The 17,147-nt window shown below is 61.8% G+C and carries 23 protein-coding genes; 9 read left to right on the forward strand and 14 right to left on the reverse strand.

What is annotated here, in order from left to right:
* Positions 1-10 precede the first annotated feature (10 nt).
* The 8 genes from JHD63_RS11800 (at position 11) to JHD63_RS24760 (ending at position 8,263) form a co-directional block, all read left to right on the forward strand.
* Entirely contained in the window at positions 11-1,792 is a 1,782-nt protein-coding gene (locus JHD63_RS11800) for a GspE/PulE family protein (RefSeq protein ID WP_198970943.1), read from the forward strand.
* 2 nt (positions 1,793-1,794) lie between these two features.
* Entirely contained in the window at positions 1,795-2,880 is a 1,086-nt protein-coding gene (locus tag JHD63_RS11805; RefSeq protein ID WP_198970944.1) for a type II secretion system F family protein, read from the forward strand.
* 29 nt (positions 2,881-2,909) lie between these two features.
* Positions 2,910-3,479, forward strand: a complete 570-nt coding sequence (locus JHD63_RS11810; protein WP_198970945.1) for a hypothetical protein — start codon at positions 2,910-2,912, stop codon at positions 3,477-3,479.
* Between the two features lie 49 nt (positions 3,480-3,528).
* A complete protein-coding gene (locus JHD63_RS11815) occupies positions 3,529-4,530 on the forward strand; it encodes an ATPase, T2SS/T4P/T4SS family (RefSeq protein ID WP_198970946.1) in 1,002 nt (333 codons plus the stop codon).
* A 5-nt stretch (positions 4,531-4,535) separates the two neighbouring features.
* Entirely contained in the window at positions 4,536-4,976 is a 441-nt protein-coding gene (locus JHD63_RS11820; RefSeq protein ID WP_198970947.1) for a hypothetical protein, read from the forward strand.
* Positions 4,977-5,121: 145 nt separating this feature from the next.
* The gene (locus JHD63_RS11825; protein WP_198970948.1) at positions 5,122-5,832 is read left to right on the forward strand and encodes a type II secretion system protein; all 711 of its coding nucleotides are present in this window, start codon (positions 5,122-5,124) and stop codon (positions 5,830-5,832) included.
* Positions 5,833-5,840: 8 nt separating this feature from the next.
* The gene (locus JHD63_RS11830; protein ID WP_198970949.1) at positions 5,841-7,091 is read left to right on the forward strand and encodes a type IV pilus twitching motility protein PilT; all 1,251 of its coding nucleotides are present in this window, start codon (positions 5,841-5,843) and stop codon (positions 7,089-7,091) included.
* A gap of 14 nt (positions 7,092-7,105) precedes the next feature.
* Complete coding sequence (locus JHD63_RS24760; protein WP_198970950.1) at positions 7,106-8,263, forward strand: hypothetical protein; 1,158 nt, start codon at positions 7,106-7,108, stop codon at positions 8,261-8,263.
* A gap of 53 nt (positions 8,264-8,316) precedes the next feature.
* Here JHD63_RS24760 and JHD63_RS11840 read toward each other — a convergent pair whose 3' ends face one another.
* From JHD63_RS11840 to JHD63_RS11860, 5 genes are read right to left on the reverse strand one after another with little or no spacing between them, the layout of a single operon-like run.
* Positions 8,317-8,625: a hypothetical protein gene (locus JHD63_RS11840; protein ID WP_198970951.1), complete on the reverse strand. Its 309-nt coding sequence runs from the start codon at positions 8,623-8,625 to the stop codon at positions 8,317-8,319.
* 18 nt (positions 8,626-8,643) lie between these two features.
* Entirely contained in the window at positions 8,644-8,964 is a 321-nt protein-coding gene (locus JHD63_RS11845; protein WP_198970952.1) for a type II toxin-antitoxin system PemK/MazF family toxin, read from the reverse strand.
* Complete coding sequence (locus JHD63_RS11850) at positions 8,958-9,212, reverse strand: AbrB/MazE/SpoVT family DNA-binding domain-containing protein (RefSeq protein WP_198970953.1); 255 nt, start codon at positions 9,210-9,212, stop codon at positions 8,958-8,960. The genes JHD63_RS11845 and JHD63_RS11850 overlap by 7 nt, the downstream gene beginning before the upstream one ends.
* Positions 9,213-9,235: 23 nt before the next feature.
* Complete coding sequence (locus JHD63_RS11855) at positions 9,236-9,595, reverse strand: hypothetical protein (protein ID WP_198970954.1); 360 nt, start codon at positions 9,593-9,595, stop codon at positions 9,236-9,238.
* 30 nt (positions 9,596-9,625) lie between these two features.
* The gene (locus tag JHD63_RS11860) at positions 9,626-10,042 is read right to left on the reverse strand and encodes a hypothetical protein (RefSeq protein ID WP_198970955.1); all 417 of its coding nucleotides are present in this window, start codon (positions 10,040-10,042) and stop codon (positions 9,626-9,628) included.
* A gap of 149 nt (positions 10,043-10,191) precedes the next feature.
* Here JHD63_RS11860 and JHD63_RS24570 point away from each other — a divergent pair, with 149 nt between their 5' ends.
* Positions 10,192-10,323 carry a hypothetical protein gene (locus tag JHD63_RS24570; protein ID WP_255519269.1) on the forward strand — a complete coding sequence of 44 codons (132 nt, stop codon included), beginning with the start codon at positions 10,192-10,194 and terminating at the stop codon, positions 10,321-10,323.
* A 146-nt stretch (positions 10,324-10,469) separates the two neighbouring features.
* Here the strand turns inward: JHD63_RS24570 and JHD63_RS11870 are convergent, their stop codons facing one another.
* The 9 genes from JHD63_RS11870 to JHD63_RS11910 form a co-directional block, all read right to left on the reverse strand.
* Positions 10,470-11,969 carry a hypothetical protein gene (locus JHD63_RS11870; protein WP_198970956.1) on the reverse strand — a complete coding sequence of 500 codons (1,500 nt, stop codon included), beginning with the start codon at positions 11,967-11,969 and terminating at the stop codon, positions 10,470-10,472.
* A gap of 15 nt (positions 11,970-11,984) precedes the next feature.
* The gene (locus JHD63_RS11875; protein WP_198970957.1) at positions 11,985-12,278 is read right to left on the reverse strand and encodes a type II toxin-antitoxin system RelE/ParE family toxin; all 294 of its coding nucleotides are present in this window, start codon (positions 12,276-12,278) and stop codon (positions 11,985-11,987) included.
* Positions 12,266-12,556, reverse strand: coding sequence for a CopG family ribbon-helix-helix protein (locus tag JHD63_RS11880; RefSeq protein WP_198970958.1), 291 nt, complete (start codon positions 12,554-12,556; stop codon positions 12,266-12,268). The genes JHD63_RS11875 and JHD63_RS11880 overlap by 13 nt, the downstream gene beginning before the upstream one ends.
* A 101-nt stretch (positions 12,557-12,657) precedes the next feature.
* Positions 12,658-13,296: a DUF6094 domain-containing protein gene (locus JHD63_RS11885; protein ID WP_233168007.1), complete on the reverse strand. Its 639-nt coding sequence runs from the start codon at positions 13,294-13,296 to the stop codon at positions 12,658-12,660.
* A gap of 90 nt (positions 13,297-13,386) precedes the next feature.
* Entirely contained in the window at positions 13,387-13,659 is a 273-nt protein-coding gene (locus JHD63_RS11890; protein WP_233168010.1) for a hypothetical protein, read from the reverse strand.
* Positions 13,660-13,818: 159 nt separating this feature from the next.
* A complete protein-coding gene (locus JHD63_RS11895; RefSeq protein ID WP_198970959.1) occupies positions 13,819-14,103 on the reverse strand; it encodes a hypothetical protein in 285 nt (94 codons plus the stop codon).
* Positions 14,104-14,176: 73 nt separating this feature from the next.
* Positions 14,177-14,500: a hypothetical protein gene (locus tag JHD63_RS11900; protein WP_198970960.1), complete on the reverse strand. Its 324-nt coding sequence runs from the start codon at positions 14,498-14,500 to the stop codon at positions 14,177-14,179.
* Between the two features lie 453 nt (positions 14,501-14,953).
* The gene (locus JHD63_RS11905) at positions 14,954-15,574 is read right to left on the reverse strand and encodes a DUF3275 family protein (RefSeq protein ID WP_198970961.1); all 621 of its coding nucleotides are present in this window, start codon (positions 15,572-15,574) and stop codon (positions 14,954-14,956) included.
* 383 nt (positions 15,575-15,957) lie between these two features.
* A complete protein-coding gene (locus tag JHD63_RS11910; protein ID WP_198970962.1) occupies positions 15,958-16,605 on the reverse strand; it encodes a DUF3577 domain-containing protein in 648 nt (215 codons plus the stop codon).
* Positions 16,606-17,147: the final 542 nt, after the last annotated feature.

The raw sequence follows: 17,147 nt of genomic DNA on the forward strand, positions 1-17,147 counted from the left end.
GGTCAACACAATGGAGCTGGGTCTCAATTTCAGAATCCCGAGGCTGGGATCAGGCACGAAGAACCAAATAGTGCTCGCGCAGGCCGAAGAGGCGCGCAACAGGCGGGTCTCCGACCTGGCCAAACGTCAGTACGATCTGGAGCAAGTCGCTATCCAGGACGTGACCCAGCTTCCCGATGGCGCCTACATCGATCTGCTGACCCTCGCGCGGCCGGTGCCCGACCTCCTTCAGGACAGCTTCGCGGCGATCACCAGCACCTTCCTGGTGGACCAGCGCGTCATGCCGGCCAACCAGTATCTCGCGCGATCGGACGAAGGTGGTGCGCGCAAGCACACCACCTACCTCCTGATGACGCCCGACGTGTTCCTGGCCGGCCGGAACATGCTCGACGTGGCGCAGCGCCTCAAGGAAGACGGCCACGTCAACATCCGTCCGTTGCTGACCACCGGCGAGCTGATCCGGGCCGTACACCACCGCTACTCCAAGGGCGCCGAGCATGGCGACGCCACGCAGACGGCGACCCAGCATCAGGCGCGCAAGCTGCTGATCCAGGCAGATCGTCTGGGCGCCAGTGACATCCACCTGGAGACGCGCGACGAAACGGCCGAGGTGCTGTTCCGGATCAACGGCCGCCGGCACAAGATGGCCGACATCTCGAAGATCACGGCCGAGGCCATGGCGCAGGTCTTGTTCAATTTCGTGAGCTCGGACGGCGCGCGCAAGGGGTCCTGGAACTACAAGGAGGTCAAGGACACCTCCTTCGATGTCTGGGATGACCCGGTCGAAAGAACCGAGCTGCTGATGCGGGTGCGCTTCCACAGCACGCCGATTCACCCAGAGGGCAACTTCCAGGTCGTCATGCGGATACTGCGCCCATCCAAACGCACCGGCGGCGCCAAGCCAATGGACAAGATCGGCTACACCACCGACCAGTTGGCCCAGATCGACGAGATGCTGGTGGGAGGATCGGGCCTGGTGCTCGTCGTCGGGCCCACCAACTCGGGCAAGTCATCCTCCTTGCACAGCTACGTGCACGACCTGTTCCGCAAGCGAGGCAGGTACATCAAGGTGCCCACCATCGAATCTCCGGTGGAGAACGAGATCGCGGGCGCATGCCAGATGTCCTCGGGCAAGGAGGACTTCCAGGGCTACCTCGAGGCTTCGCTGCGCCAGGATCCAGACGTCGTGATGGTCGGTGAGATCCGCGAAAAGCTCGCGGCGAGCACTGTCAAGGACCTGGTGCTCGCGGGCCACAAGATTCTCGCCACGCTGCACGTTTTCCACAGCGCCCTGGCCGCATTTGCTCGGCTGTCGCAGCTCGGCGTTGAGAAGGACCTGCTGACCATGCCCGGCTTCGTGAGCGGCGTGGTCTACCAGCGGCTGATCCCCGTCGTCTGCCCGCACTGCGCGCTGACGATCGACCAGGCCATGCAAGCCGGGCTGGTGCATCCCTCGCTGCTTGCGAGGCTGTCCACGGTGTGCAACCTGGAGGAGCACCCGATCCGCTTCGTGAACGATGCGGGCTGCTCGCAATGCAACCACACCGGGATTATCGACCGCACTCCCGCCGCAGAGGTGTTGATGCCCGACGCAACGTTTCTGAATTACATCCGATGCGGTAATGACAACGCCGCATGGGAGCATTGGCAGACAGTCCTGGGCAAGCGCGTGGCCTATGGATTGGGCGTCACCGCCCTGAGTCATGCGATTTTCAAGATGCGCCAAGGCATGCTCGACCCGCGCGACGTCGAAACGGAGCTCGGTGCGCTGCGCAACGAGAACGGCGACTGAAGATGAAGCGCCTGACCGCTCTCGCTTTCAAGCTCAGGTTGACCTCGGCCGTGCGGGCTGATTTCTACGGCGTCCTGTCTTCGCTGACCGGCTCCAGTGGGCGCATTCCACTCGGCACCGCTCTGGTGGAAATGGAAGCCGAATTGCGGAAGCAAAAGCACTACCTCGCGCCGCTGCTGAAAGAGATCGTCACCCGCATGCGAGGGGGCAAGAGGCTATCGGTGCGCTCCGGTACCGAAGGCGTGAAGTCGCTCAAGCTCGGCGACGCGCTCTTGGGCTTCATGCCCGTCAATGAGGCCATGATGATCAAGGCAGGCGAGGAACGCGGCGACGTCTCCATGGGCCTGAAGCAGGCAGCCAGGATAGCCAAGAGCCAGGCGGACATTCAGTCCATCGTCCGGTCTGGACTGTTCATGGTATTGCTGTACGCGATGGTCATGGTCGCCATCTATTACTTCTATTCGGCCCAGATCATTCCGGAACTGGAGCGCGCCACTCCGCGCGCCAAGTGGCCGCGCAATGCGCAGGTCTTCGCATTTGTCGCCGACCACATCACTGCCTTCAGCGCGGCCCTGTTCGGGCTGCTGGTGCTTGCGTGGCGCTTGTTCATCGTGGCCAACGCCCGATTGACGGGCGCCGTGCGGGACATTCTTGACGACCACGTCTGGCCCTTCACGATGAGCCGCAACATGCATTGCTACGCCGTGCTGAGCGGCCTCAGCGGCTTCGTGAAGACGGGGGTGCCGTTCCAAACGGCAATCGACAGCATGGCCGGAAGTTCAAGCCGGTACATGCAGCACAAGTTCCAGATCGTGCGGCACTCCATCAAGCTCGGCCGACCCGATTACGTATCCCTTCTGTCCAGCCGGCTGTTTCCAAAAGATCAGGCCTGGATCATCCAGCTGTATGGAAAAACCTCCGATTTCGGAGAGTCGCTGGAGCACATCGCCAACGGGTACATCGACAACTTGCTCAAGCGCGCCAAGCGCCTGACCGACGTCATCAGCATCGTGGGCGTCATGTGCGTGGCGGCGCTGGTGACCTGGATCTCCAGCACGCTTTACTCGATGCAGAGTGCCATCCGCTAGTTCAGTTAGTTCAACCAAAGGAGTTCTTCATGACCCACTTCCGTTCAATCAAATTCCGCCGCCAGCGCGGCGTCAGCATGATCGAGGTCGCCGTTTGGAGCGTGATTCTCGGGATCGTGGTGGCCACGGTCATTGGCCTGTTCAATGTGACAAAGAGCGGCTACACCACCGGGGCCGCGGGCGAGAAAATCATTCTCATGACCAGCGAGATCCAGAAAAACTGGGCGCGCGCCAATGACTATTCGACCGTCGCAGCAGCGGAGGTCAACAAGCTATCGCTGATCAGGCCGCCGCTGCGCTTTGACGGCACGCAGTTGTACGACTGGGCCGGCAACCCGATGGACCTCAACGGATCGCGCGTGTCGTTCGCGCTCACGGTCGGCGGAAGCCTCGCACCCCTCAACCAGGATGACTGCGCCACCGTGGTCTCCCGCATCGAGCCGATCGCCATCGCCGTGCGCATCGGCACCAGTGCGGCCGCGGCATCCGGCGTGATCTCTGGCGGGAACCTCTACAAGAACGGGAGCCAGATCACACAAGCCGGTCTGACAACGGGCTGCAGTGAACCGAATCCCAAGATCGCGGCCCAGTTCCGCTGAACCACTGACTCTTTCGAACACGCATGCGACACATCGCCTGGGCATTGAAATGGATAGCGACGTCAAGAAACTGCTGAGCGAGGTCACCGACATTCGGGCGTGCCTCAACAAACCGGACATGAGCCTGCAGTTTCCTGGCCCAGTCCTCCTGCGGCCAGAGTTCAGTTCCTACGCATTGGAGATGGCCACACGCTTCCAGCAACTTGGTGTCGTGGACGCCACACTGGAGCATGATGGTGTCGTATGGCGCGGCCACCTCGACGGAAGCGTGGTCGACGGGCCATGGGTGTCCTTCCGGAAGATGCCACCGAAGCCGCCGACACTGGATACCCTGCCCACGCCGCTGCCGGCGGCAATCCATCGGTTCCTCCTGCAGCCAGAGCTTTGCGAAGGCGGCCTGGTCCTGATCGCGGGCCCGACCGGCGCTGGCAAGACCACAACGGCTTCGGCTGTCGTGGTCTCGCGCCTCATGGCCCTGGGCGGGTTTGCATCGACCGTGGAACAGCCGCCCGAACAACCACTCAATGGGTGGCATCGTGGGCCCAGCAGGGCTGGCTACTGCTCCCAGGCCTGGGTGAAGATGGTGGGTGATAGCCCATGGGCCGATGCACTCTCCGGTGTGCTGCGATCGCAGTCAGCGGGCACCGCGAACATGCTCTTCGTGGGCGAGATCCGCGAGGACGAGGCCGCGCGGGTGGCGCTGCAGGCCGCGGGCAATGGCTTCCTCGTGATATGCACCTCGTTTGCCACCGATCTGGTCTCCGCGGTCCAGTCCTTCGGCAGGAGACTCGACGCGAGCCAACAGGAGATGTACTCGCTGCTCCTGCGCGGGGTCGTGTTCCAGAAGCTGGCCGGCAAGCTCCTCACCGCGAAGCTGCTCGAAGCGACCTTGCCGGTCCAACAGTCGATCGCGTTGCAGAAGTACGCCAGCCTGGAGGGGGAAGCCCAGCGCCAGGCCAATGAGCGCTTCAGCAGCCTGCGTAGCCAGGAAGGCCATCCCGCACCTGGTTGGAATCCCCCGCGGGTGCCCCTGCGCGATCTTGCGGAGTAAGCGCCATGTGGCTCCTCATCCCCGTCATCCTCGTAGCGTATCTGCTTACGGCGTATCTCGACAGCCGGGGCGACTCGGGAGCGGCCGAGATCCGCGTCAGGGCAAGCGAGGAGCTCAGGCACTACAAGGCTTTTATGGCTGCGGCGGACCTCTACTTCAAAAGCCATGACGCTCCATCGGTGCGCACGCGCTACGGCTGGCAGGACATCAGGCTCTCGGCTCCGCCAGGCCTGCAGGGCGCCTCGATGCGTCCCGATTGGTACGCAGTGCGCGCCCCGGATGGCACCTGGGCGGCCTGCACGCAACTGGGAGAAGAAGCAGTGGCCAGAGCGGCGATGTTGTTTCCGACGGATGTCCCGGGACAGACGCTCAAGCGCGTGGCCGACGTGCTGGTGATTGGCGCAGATGACGCTGCAGCGGCCGCCGCAGCCGACCTGTGCAAGTAAGGAAGGAACATGGAACTTGCACACTGCATCGAATGCGGCTGCCACGACCTGGCGGCGTGTCCAGAAGCCATGGCGCGCTGGAACTCCGGTAATCGGCACATGGCTGTGCCTGTCGGGCAGCACTGAGCGAGGTCAACGCATCGTGATGTCTCGCAAACTCAAGGCCACACAAGGCAGTGCGCTGCTGGAAATGGCGCTGGCGCTCATTGTCATTGCGCTGGTCTACGTGGCCGCCCTGCCCTGGATGACACGCCAGCAGGATGCCGTCGCTGCCAAGAGCCTGTCGAACGACCACACCCAGTTCGCGGCCGCGGCGAGCGCGTACTTCCAGTCCAACCGTGCAGCCTATCTCGCAGCCATGAAGGATGGCACCGGAGCGGACAAGTTGTGCCTGGTCCGGGTCAATCCCGTCAGTGGTACCGGCGTGCCGACGTACAACGCGAACCTGCACCGCTGCGCCTTCGATGCGAGCTTTCTGAAGTACCAATCCGCTCTACCCATCACGGCCGGCGCAACGAACAGCTACGGAGAGAAGTGGGTGGCGATCTTCAAAGCAGTCTATGACCGCGATATCCCTCCGAAGCCCACCGGGGGTGTCGAGATGATGGTTGTCTCCGCAAATCTTGATGGCGGCCCTGCAGCACCTGCAGCCGCGTCTTCCTACGACCGCGCGCTCACCGGGGCCGGCTTTCTTGAGGGCAATGGTGGAGTGGTCCCGGACGCGGACCGATCAACCTGCGTTGCCTCCCGCGCCGCTGGGAAGTACGAAGCCTGCGGCTCCGGCTGGCGCGTCAACCTCGCTGATTTCCTGGCAGCCGATGAGCTGACGATGTTCACCAACCGATTGTCCAACTAGGGATGGCCATGACCACCAACAAGATCACAGACAACGAGGCTTTCGCACGGTTTGTGAACCATGTCTTCAACGAGAAGGATGGATCCCTCTATACCGACGCCTACATCCAGCCGGGCCAGCCAGTGCGCGTGCGCATTGGCAGCCACCAGTGGGTTGACTTGGAGTACCAGGATCAAGGCAAGCCCGGGCCCGTCGTGTTCACGCCGGCTGACTTCGATGCGCTGCTCACCAACATGTTCACCAGGCTGACGCACCGCGCGGGCGAGCCGACCAAGAAGTGGCAGGACATCCTGTCGCAGGCCAACGGTTGCCTGCACCCCATGATTACCCTTGCCGCACCATCGCACGACGGCGCGGCCGATACCTCGTTCCGTGTGCGCTCCACGCTCCAGCGCCAGGACATGGGCGCCTATGGCTTGATGCTGCGCTGCCTCCGACCGGTCCCTGAAACGATCGAGGAGCTCGGCCTTCCGAGCACGCTGCACTCGTTGTGCCAGGCCCGCCACGGCCTGGTGCTGGTCACCGGGCGTACCGGCGCCGGCAAGAGCACCACCACCGCGGCCTTGATCCATCAGATCAACAAGCTGACGTCCTCCAACATCGTGATCATCGAGGAGCCGATCGAGTTCATCCACCGGCCTCTCCGGGCGCGCTTCACCTACCGCGAAGTGGGTGTCGACGTCGACACCTATGCCAACGCTGTCGAGCAGGTGCTGCGCTATGTGCCGGACGTCATCAGCATCGGCGAGATCCGGGACGCAGAGACGATGCGCGCGGCCGTGCGGGCGGGCGAGTCCGGCCACCTGGTGTTCGGCACCTTGCATGGGGCCAACACTACGGGCGCCATTCGCAAGGCCCTTGGCTACCTCGAAACGCCGGGCGAAAAGCTGTCTTTTGCGAGCAATCTGGTCGGCGTTGTCGCGCAGGCGCTGCTACCCACGTCGACCGGGAACGGGAAGGCGCTGGCCTATGAGGTGATGGATTTCACGTCCAAGCGCAACGGCACGACCGCCCTTGCAGAAACCGTCGAGAAGATGCTCTCCTCCAGCAGCGACGGCACAGAGCTCCGCCAGTTCGAGACGGAATTCCTGACATCGTCCAGCAAGCTGGGCCTGGGCAATTCGCCCTTCATCAATAGCCTGTTTCGCCTGGTCAAGGATGGCAAGGTGGAATCGAAAAATGCGCTGTCGTTGCTGACCGACTCAGCGAGCATGCAGCGCCTGTCTGACCTGGCCGTTGGCGGTGGTGCGCGCAAATAGGAAAGATTTCAACAATGAACCCATCCCTTTATCGCATCGGCACATTGATCTACGTCCTGCTGATTTCTCACCATGCACAGGCGCAGCCGATGGTCGTCACCCCAGGGTCCTTGGCCAGCTACACCTATTTCCCGCCAGCAGCTACAACGGGCGGCGGCGGCAGCACTGGTGGAGGGGAGCAGGATTCCCTACAACGCTGCCTATGGGCGCCAGACACAGGGGACAAGACCGCCCAGGTGTACGACGACTTTGGGTACGACAAGGAAGTGAAGCTGTACTACCGCATGGTGGGCGGGGACGGTGGTGGGTTCGTCAACGGCGGGGGTGGAGGGTCGTCGGCAATTCTGAAAAATGGCGTACCTGCCGTAGTCGCAAACGGTGGAGATGGTGGCAGCGCGGCGCAGGAAAAGGCAGGCTTCATTCCCATCAAGAAGGGGGACGTGCTTCGATTCATCACCGGCGGTGGCGGTGGCGGTGGCTATTGGACCTCGACCATGAGTATCGGTGGCGGCGGTGGCGCCGGGTACTTTGGCGGTGGGGGCGGTGCATCCCACTATGCCTCGGCAGCAAGCACCACGACGGGCGTCAATGGCAAAGGGGGCAGCGCCAGTGGCGGCGCCGGCGGCTACGCCGCGGGCATGTTGGCGGGGACCGCCGGTGGATGGCTCGTTGGCGGCGTCTCGACTTTCGCCAGCGGGTCCTCGGCACCCGTGGGGAGCTTCAATGACGTCTATGGCACCAGTTTTTCCAACTACATGGGCTGGTATGACACGCAGGTGACATTTGATCCCGGCGCACTTCGTTGGCCTGCGACAGGGGTAAGACAAGGTAGCCCGATGGGTGACCCCGGCTGGTTCCGCGTCATCGCCGGTAGCGGCGGCGCGCTAGGCAACGGCGGAGGCGGGACGTTCGAGACGTGGGGATACGCTGGTATCGTCAGCACCAGTTGGCCGGATCTAGGTATTTATGCCCGCAGCCCGTGTTCTTACAACTGCTCAGGCAAACTCGTCGGCGCGCAACTCGCCTCATATCCGCGCCACACGGAAGAGATGAAGCTCACGAGGCAGATTTTCACAAACCAGAGCGAGCTACGTTACCAGTTTCCGGGCGCTTCTCTTGGCGGCCAAATCATCACGATGTACCAGGCGCCGACCTGTGGTTTTCTGAAATAGCGTCAGTCCCGCGAAATCAGATTCCTGCAACCCCTCGAACACCGCTGGCCGCCTCAAGCATGATCGGGAAGACCGTTCTTTCGACCGCGCCACAGCGCAGCAATGGCATCCATGCGAAGTGCATCACTTGCGAGCTCGACGCGCTCCTCTTCGCCGCAAGGGTCCCAATGCGCCTTCACATCGGCTGTCCACGAGCCGTTCAGCGCTTCATCGAAGCCACCCAGGCACACGAAGCCGTTCGGCGCGGTGGAGCTCTGCGCGCATCGCCTCAGCAAGAAGCCCGGCGCCACCGCATCCTGGTAGTCCGGGTGGAGTTCGACATAGAACTCGCCGTCATCGAGAATCGTCACGGCATCGGTCATGGTTTTTTCCTTTCTCTGTTAAGCAGCAAACACTTCCTGCAGCGTCACCAGGGTCGTCGTCAAGGTCTTGGACGACACCGCCCCGAGTTTCCTGGCCAGGCGCACTTTGTCGACCGTGCGGAGCTGATCCAGCACGATCTGCCCCTTGGTGCCAGCGTGCGTTATCGGCACCCGAAACGGAGCGGCAAAGCCCTTCGAGGTCATCGGCGCCACGATCACCGTCCGAAGGTGGTCATTCAGCTCCGCCGGCGACACCACCACGCAGGGTCGGGACTTCTTGATCTCGCTACCCACGGTCGGGTCGAGGTTCACCAGCCAGATCTCGCCTCGCTTCACCATTCGAGCTCCGCGTCGGACTCATTGCCGAAACCGTCCATCAGCGGCACGTCACCGCCCTTCGCTGCCAGCGCGGCCGCAGCAGCGGCCCAGCCCGCGCGCGCGTGCTTTGCAGGCTTGCTCAGCACGATGTTCCCGTTCTCAACGACGACAGAGGCCGTCACTTGGTCGTCCAGGCCGACCTGGGCCAACAGTGGCTTGGGGAGCACCACCCCCTTGCTGTTCCCAATGGTGCGAATTGCGATTTCCATGGCGATCTCCTGTTGCAACAATGTTACCACCAAGCATCGATCATTTCAACTGGATGGCTCATTCTGAAGGTGGTGAGACCGCTGCGATGCGACCCTAGCCGTTGATAAGCATCGGGATGACGGCGGCAAAAAGCGTTACCACCGCCACCGCGAGTGCCGCCCCCCGCGACTAAAAGATTCGAGGTGGTGCTCATCCTGGTGTAGTAAAAGCTACGCGCCTTATCAATTTCTCTTGCACGTTCCTGCCAGTCCATGCCGTCGGCCATTGGATTCGACTTTATGTAGTTACTAATAAAATAACTTTCAAAAATGGCATGGATATCACTATTCCAACCAGCGACAAAATTCACCATCTTTTTTATCAATGTTTGCCTGAAAGACATGGCGCTCTCCAGCCAAATTGAAGTCACAGCCTATCGCCTGCCAAGTTCGTCTGCAAGCTCGATCGCAGTATATACCAAAACATTCGACACATACGCTTTTGAGTGGGATCGGTCAGGCATTACCAGCGAAGGGTCTATGCAGAGCGAATCAACGTGGTGTTTGACATTCGGATGATCCAGGCTGTTAATCTCCCAATCCTGCGCAAACACGTCTCGAATTTTTCGCAAGTGACCAATGTTATTGAGCAGGCGCGATGGAAGCACCTTCCGCGCGCGAGTGTCATTTATGGCGCAGTTGAGCTCCATGCGTTTTCCGACAAGTACGCTCAACTGAGACTCCAGGTAAGACACCATTAACGCAATAAAGCCGCGTTCGGATTCAGCCCTTGAAACCTCAAAAATCCGGGTCCTTAATGACAATACAGGTGGGACGTGATAGCTGCTCATCTCAGTTCTTACCTTCAGATTTTGCATTGGATTGCGCCGGGGCGGCCACCAGCCTGTCTGAGTAAAAGCTACCGCCGCACGCGTGGGCCGCTGGCGATGCGGACGAGCTGACGACGGCCGCGGAGGCGGCCAGGATCGCCCTATGGATCATGGCGCACGGCGGCCCGGTCGCTGGCCTGCGCGCTGTGCTGGCCGTCTATCCGCAAGCCAAGGTCAAGCAGGTGACGGGCGGGCTGACGTTCATGGCTTCGCCGCCGCCGATCCCGTACAAAGGGCAGTAACAGCCTTTGGGGCTTTTTCGCGTCCGCGAAAATCGGGACGCCCATTCCAGGCGCGCGCCTTCGCGCTTGGTCCCTGCGGGACTGGCCGGCGACGCCGTCCACCTTCCAGGCCGCCCTAGCCTTGCGCCCTCCGGGCGCTGTGGTGCTTACTTGCCTTCGGCCAGCTCGACCTTGAGCGTTACATCCTTGTAGACCAAGCCGCGATCGCCGCGGTTGGCCCACTTCGCATAGCTGATGCCGGCCGACCAAGCCGACGCCTCGCGCTGGCACTCGAAGCGGCCGAGCCACTTCTGACGCAATGCGTATTCGAGCGCGTCGGCCACCAACGGATCGGGCTGCTTGAGCGCGGCTTGCACCATCGCCTTCCAGACATCGGCCGCGACGCCTTGCTCGCCGACCTTCACCACGTCGCGCATGCCGGCTTCGGTGACGGGCGCACGGCCGGCCGCATCGGCCGTGGCCGGGTTCGCCGGCGGCGGTTGACCAGGCGCGGGCTTGTCTGCCATCGGCGGGCCGAGGTAACGCCATTGGCCGCCCTGACGCTCGCACAGGCCGGCCAGCTCTTGCGACTTGCCGCGCAGGTTTTCAAGCTGGCCGCGATGGATGAACGGCGGCGAGGAATAGGTCGAGACGCGCAGCGGCACCGTAGACATCACCGAGTCGCGGCCGATCTGGAAGTTTTGGAGCTTCCAGCTCTGTTGCACGAAGTCGGCCAGCGTCTCAGCTTGGCCGGCTGGCTGATCCGCTGCCGACGCCAGCGCCGGCAGCGCGATCGCGGCGGCCGTCAGAAGGGCCGCGCGGGTGTTCTGTTTCATCTTCTCCCTCGTCATGACTGATCCCATGCGTCGATCGTCAACAGACGATCGGGCGCACAGGCTTCGATAGGTGCTGATGCCGTTCTCGCGCATGAACTGCGCGCACTGCGCGTAGGTGTAGCCGTGCGCCCGTAGCTTCATGAGCTGTGGGATGTATGGGTCGAGGCGATCACGCAGCGCAGGGCGGCGAATGGGGTGCTTGATCGAGGCTAGGAACTCATCGACCGTTACCCCGCGTTGAGGCATTGGATCGTCCTCGGCCGCTTCGATGTCGGCTTGGTAGACGAGCTGGTGCCGGCGAAGCGCATAGGGTTGGGCCTCGAAAAGCGCAGTGACCTGGTGCGCCAGCTCGCGCACCGAAGAGGCCATTGCGTCGAGTGCGTCACCCTCCGATGCCCCCGGTTCTTGCGAAGCCCGGATGCTCGCCATCACGTCGGCTACGCCTTCCAGCAGCTCGCCTTGCACAGTCGCGCCGATTCGCTCAAGGTCGCCGCACGCCCCGGTGCAAATGTCGTCGAGCAGAGTCCGGCCGCCCGCTGGCTTGTCGGCCTGGTCGCCAGGCGTGCCGGCCGACAGCCCGAATACCGCGCGCAGCGCATCGGGGTTGCCATCAGCGGCCAGCATGTCGCGGCCAAAGACCTTGCAGACCGCGATGAAGCGGCTGACGAGTTGACGCTGTAGCGGGTTGAAGTCGCCGCGCGCCGAGTTCAACAGGTCCAGGGCGGCGTCCAGTTCGTCGAAGACGGTGGCACACATCGCCATCGATGCTTTGGTCGGGTTGTCGATCGCGGGGAAGAGCTTCCACATCGCGGACTTGTTCTGTGCGCTCATGTCGTCGGTGTCTCGTCAGTAATAGCCGGCCTCGCGCTGGTGCCTCACGGCCAGGATCACAACCTCGTCGGGGTTAAGCCGGTAGCGCGCCACATAGCCGCTATCGCCGAAGTCGATCACCCACTCGCGGAACTCATCGGGCATGTCTTCAATGGGGCGGCCGATGCCGGGTTGCTGGCCTAGCACCTTGACCCCTTGCCGGATGGCCTTGACGGCGCGTTTTGCAGCGTCGATGTTCTTGCTGGCCAGGAAGCGATAAAGACGCTGCACATCGAGCAGCGCTTGCGGCGACCAGATCAAGCGTGACATTCCGGCGGCTCGACGTCGTGACCCTGTTCGAGCTGCGCAAGCCAGTTGTCGGCCTCTGCGGCTGTGACGTGCAGACCCGTCGTGCGGTAGTCCTCCCACGCCTTGAGCGTGTCCTGACGGAACGCCTCGCGCTTCTCTTCGCGCTCGACGTATTGGCTGATGGCCTCGCGCATCAACCAGTGCGATGTACGGTGACGCGCGTCAGCCAGGCGCTTTACGCGGGCCTTGGTGTCCTCGTCGATCTTGATCGCCACAGGGCGAACAGTTGCCGTGGTCATGGGGGCTTCCTATAAGGTATCGTGAGGTATTACCTTAGCACGAAACGACGGCATTTGCACCTACGCAGGGAGCTACCAAAGCACCGGCTTTGGTCATGAAATCACCCCCTCCCTCTGTTGGCAAGCCTGTGGGTTGAGCAAGTTGTCCTCGTGAAATCGCCCCCTCTCTTCGTGAAATCGCCCCCCCTAAACCTGTAAGGTTTGACGAAGTTTCTGACCAGGTAGGCCCGGATCTCGTCATCGAGCGCGTAGTGAGGCACGATGTACACCAGCGTGCCTCCATACGCCAGGTAGGGCACCGTCTTGCGCAAGAAGGTCCGTTCCAGCCTTTCGGCTTTCTCGGGCTCAGCCTGCAGATCCCGATGCGCGGCCGCGTCGGACACGCCATAGCCGTAGGGTGGATTGAGGAACAACAAGCTCATGCTGCGCGGTTTGACCACGACGTCGTGCACGTCGGCGCGGATCACACGATCGAGCAGCTGCTTGGCGTGCCGCGCGCGCTCCGGATCCAGCTCGATCCCGAAGGCCTCGGCGCCGGCGGCCGCGCCACGGGCGCTGACCAGGAGATGACGCACATCAGCGAGTGCCGTGCCTTCACCACAACATGGGTCCAGCATACGCACGGAGCCCGATTCGGGCATGCACAGCATGTTGGAGATGCGCTGGATCGATGCTTCATCGGTCGGAAAATATCCAGCTTTGACATAGTTCCGCGCCAGGCGGGCAAAGATCAGAGCCATATCGCTCTCTCCAGAAAGAAAGAGCCAGCCCGAGAGACTCGGGACTGGCTGGGGTTGAAGATGTGGCGGCGCCAGAGCGCTGCCAGGTGTTTACAGGTACCAGCGCTGCGTCCAGCGCCCGTGGGCCATGGCGTCGCGTGCCTGCTGCTCCGTGCGCCAATATTCCATCGACTCACGGGTGAATGGGCCTTCGTCGGACCAGGTGCCGAGATAGAAACCTGCGGCGGACTTGTGAACCTCCAGTGGCAGCGCCTCGCCTAATTGCTCGGCGAGAACACCGCGCTGAACTGCAGGGCCGACTTCCGTAACTGCGATTGATTGCGACATTACATTTCTCCAGGGAATATGCAGGATCGCGCCCATATGGGACACGTCCCATTGGGGGTTGCTGAGGTTGAAATTCGTGCGACACTTTTCCGATGACAGAAAAGCGCCCAACGTTGACAGTGGTTAAAGGCACGCCCCCCAAGGAGTTGGACTTGGTCCATCTACTCGAGGAGCTTGATGCGCGTGATGCGCTTCCTATCCTGCGGCAGCGGATGCGACGGATGAAGGCGGCAGCAAACGCTGCTCTCGCAGTCGTTGCGTCAGGCCGGCCGGCAGATCGGCAAGAAGATCCGGCCGTGCGTAGCACGAACGAACCAACCTGACGATCGAGCAGACCTCCATCGGCGCGATCCGCTCGCGCAGCACCATCAGCTTCTCGTACTCCTGCTCGGCGCAGGATTGCACCCAGCGATCAAACACATCGTGCAGGCACAAGCGCTGCTCGGTGGTCCACGCAGGAAGCAATTGGGGATTGGACATGGTTGTCTCCAAAAAGAAGGGACAACCGTCCCATGGGGACGATGGTCCCCATGGGTGGTGGAAAGAAACGAAGCTACAGCAGCTTGATCGCCGCGATGGCGAGGCCGACTACTGCCACTTGCGTGGTGATGATCCAGCGAAGCTGGTCGTTGAGGCGTGCGTTCAGACGTGTCTCCAAGGAAGCCATGTCTGCTTTCAATTCCGATCTCATAGCATTCAGCTCTGATCTCAGCGAAGCACCATCCGCCTTGGTCATGAGCTGCTCGTGCCATTCAGCACGGATCGCATCATGGCTGGACTGAAGTGCGCCTTCGAGCTCTCGTTCGACCGCACGGGCCTTATCCGGCTTGACGCCAGCCTCGGTCAGTGCTTCGTAGATACTCAGTTTGATGGGCATGCCCACAAGTCTACTCCTCTCGTAAAAATAGCGGACACGCCGGCCCTGGCGGGCTTTTGTTCCCGCGGGGTGGTGAAAAATCATGATGCCCAAGCAGCGAACTGCTTCGCACATACGCTGGGCCCAATGTGCTCGAAACCATACTCAAATGGTGGGATGGTTTCCCGCAGCAGCCGTACTGCAGCTGCTGTGGGAACCCATCGGCTCCCTATTTGAAAGTGCCCCGGGTCGCTTGAAGCTGACCGGCCATCGTTTGGAGCTCAGATGGCCAAGGAAAGGCGCTTGGATCGGATCGGCTTCGCTATCGCCGTGGTCCGCCCTCAGCAAAGCTGCTGCGCATGAGGTCGCAGCCACCCTGGTTCGATTCCGCCCGGCGCACAAGTGCGCTGGCAGTGCGCTGTCCAACGGGCCCGCGTGAGACACGGTGGACAGCCCGCTGCCGCGGGCCGAAGTTCATGGGGTTGCAGGCATGAAGGTCTGAGCGATCGGATCGAGACGGTAGCCCAACTGCCTGATGGCCTGGGCCTGCTTTCGCAGCAGCGCTCTCTCAACGGTCGGATCGAGCTTCACCGGTTTCCCATCCTGGATGGCGTCCCAGAGGTCACCGAACAAGGCTTCGAGTTCTTCATCAGGTGCCGGCGGCGGAACTGCGGACACGGTGGACTTGCTGACCGCGGCCAGGCGCTCCCGCAGATCGCCCAACTGGTTGCTGGTGGTATCTGACTCTGTGGCCTCTTGACGCGCCGGAAGCACCGCACGAGGCGGTTGTTCATCAGCAGGATCCGGTTCAACGGGATCTGGGTCCTCTTGGCGGTCGTAGGCGCCGTCGAGCTGCAGGTCGTGCAGCCTGGCCCGAATCTCGGTAACGCCCTTGCCGAAGGCGATGTATTGCGCCAGGTAGATCTCGCTAATCCAGACCGTGCCGGTGTACTCGCCGTCATCGAACTGGTCCAGTAGCGCATCCTTCACCTTGAAGACGCCGATGTCGCAAACGAGGTCGGCAATGCAGAAATCGCCGTTACGGCTGCCTCGGATCTTCTTGACCCTGAGCGTGACGTCAGAGAGTTTGATCATGTGCGTGGTGCTCCTCAAATGGAAAGGGCACCAGCCCATGGGGCGGCGCCCCGGTGGGTGAAATAAAAACACTCCATACACGAAAGCGTGTATGGAGTGCAGGTTTGAGATTCCGATGGCTGTCCAGGCTCACGGTAGTACGACCATGCCCTATCGAGGTGTGCGTCAACGAGGGAGGTGCAGGTCGGAGTGCCTCAGCCCGGAGGGCGTGCGCGTTTCAGAGGCTCACGTGCCGCGCCAGCGAACTGGCCACCGGTTTGAGAGTGACACCGGCAAACACTGGGAAGGCTTTGAGCATAGCGCAAAACCAGAGAATTCGGCCCTACTGGCAAGACAACTCCCCCGAACTGCATCGCAGTCCGGGGGGTGTCAACGCTCAGTGGCTATGCGTTCGCAGTATTGCGACGCACAGCACCTTGCGGCTTGCCGACCGCTTGGCGGTTCGGCTGACGACGCTGTTGCGCCGGCATTGCGGGATCCCCTTGACGGGGGCCAGCATATCGAGGAGCTGGTTGAGCCTCGGGAGCATCGCCCCCGGCCGCTTCACCATCCTGGAAATTCTCGCCATGCGAGTCTTGACCAGGATCGCCAACCGCTTCTTCGTCGGAGGGCCGGACATAGATTTTCTCACCGTCCACCGAAATGGAGTTGATCAGGATCAGTCGGCCCTTGATCAGCGTCGCCCATTCCGTTTGGCCCGTGGGCCGACGGTTCTGGTCGAGCTGCTTGCGCTCATAGAGGTGCGGGTAGATGTCGGCAATCCGGAAGCTGACGATGACCTTGCGGTTTGCGTCGACCACGGGTTTGACACCTTCGATCAGCTTGATCGCCTCGCCCCCACTCACGCGGACATCGAAGTACGTGTACTCGGCGGAATCCGAAGAACCACGCAATGCAGAGATGCTGCACGCGAGGAACGGTTCTGCTTTGCGGCCACGGCCTTGCGTCTCTACCCAGCGGATTCGGTTGAGATAACCGATGCCACTGGTGTGCAGGTTGAAATACTCACGTTGTTGAACAGATGCTTGCATGGTGATCTCCAAGGTTCCAAGAAATGGACAAGGAGCACAGGCGCACCGACCGGACCGTGAGGTCAGGATGGGGCAGCTGTGTCCCCATCCGGGTTGTGATAACGATTTGCTCTGCAAGGCTCCCAGGACGGGGTGCCCTGCCGCGCGGCTCTCAAGAGCTCAGCCGCTTCGTGGTGCCTATCGGCAGTTCACGGGTGGAAGAGTAGTGGCGGTCCGGCTTCCGCGTCAAATGGAGTTGACAGTCGTGCGTCCGCTTGCGACATGGGCTGGCGGCCGTGAAGGCCAAAGCCGAAGCAGCAGACCAGGCGCACCAGGAGCAACGAAAGACCGGCGAGCGCGAGGCCCAGCGAGCCGCCGAGCGCATCGCTAAAGCTGAGGCTGATCTTGTGCTGGCTTCGGCTCAAGCAACTCGCGGATGTTGATTTCCACGCAGAAGTGACCCACTAACCCCCAGGATTTCCATCCAAACCTGACCCACGTACTAACCCTAACCTGCTGCTTCGTTGAGCAGCAGGAGACCAGGAGTGATAGACGTGGCAACA

It is taken from the genome of Xylophilus sp. ASV27, assembly GCF_016428875.1.
Lineage (GTDB): Bacteria > Pseudomonadota > Gammaproteobacteria > Burkholderiales > Burkholderiaceae_C > Xylophilus.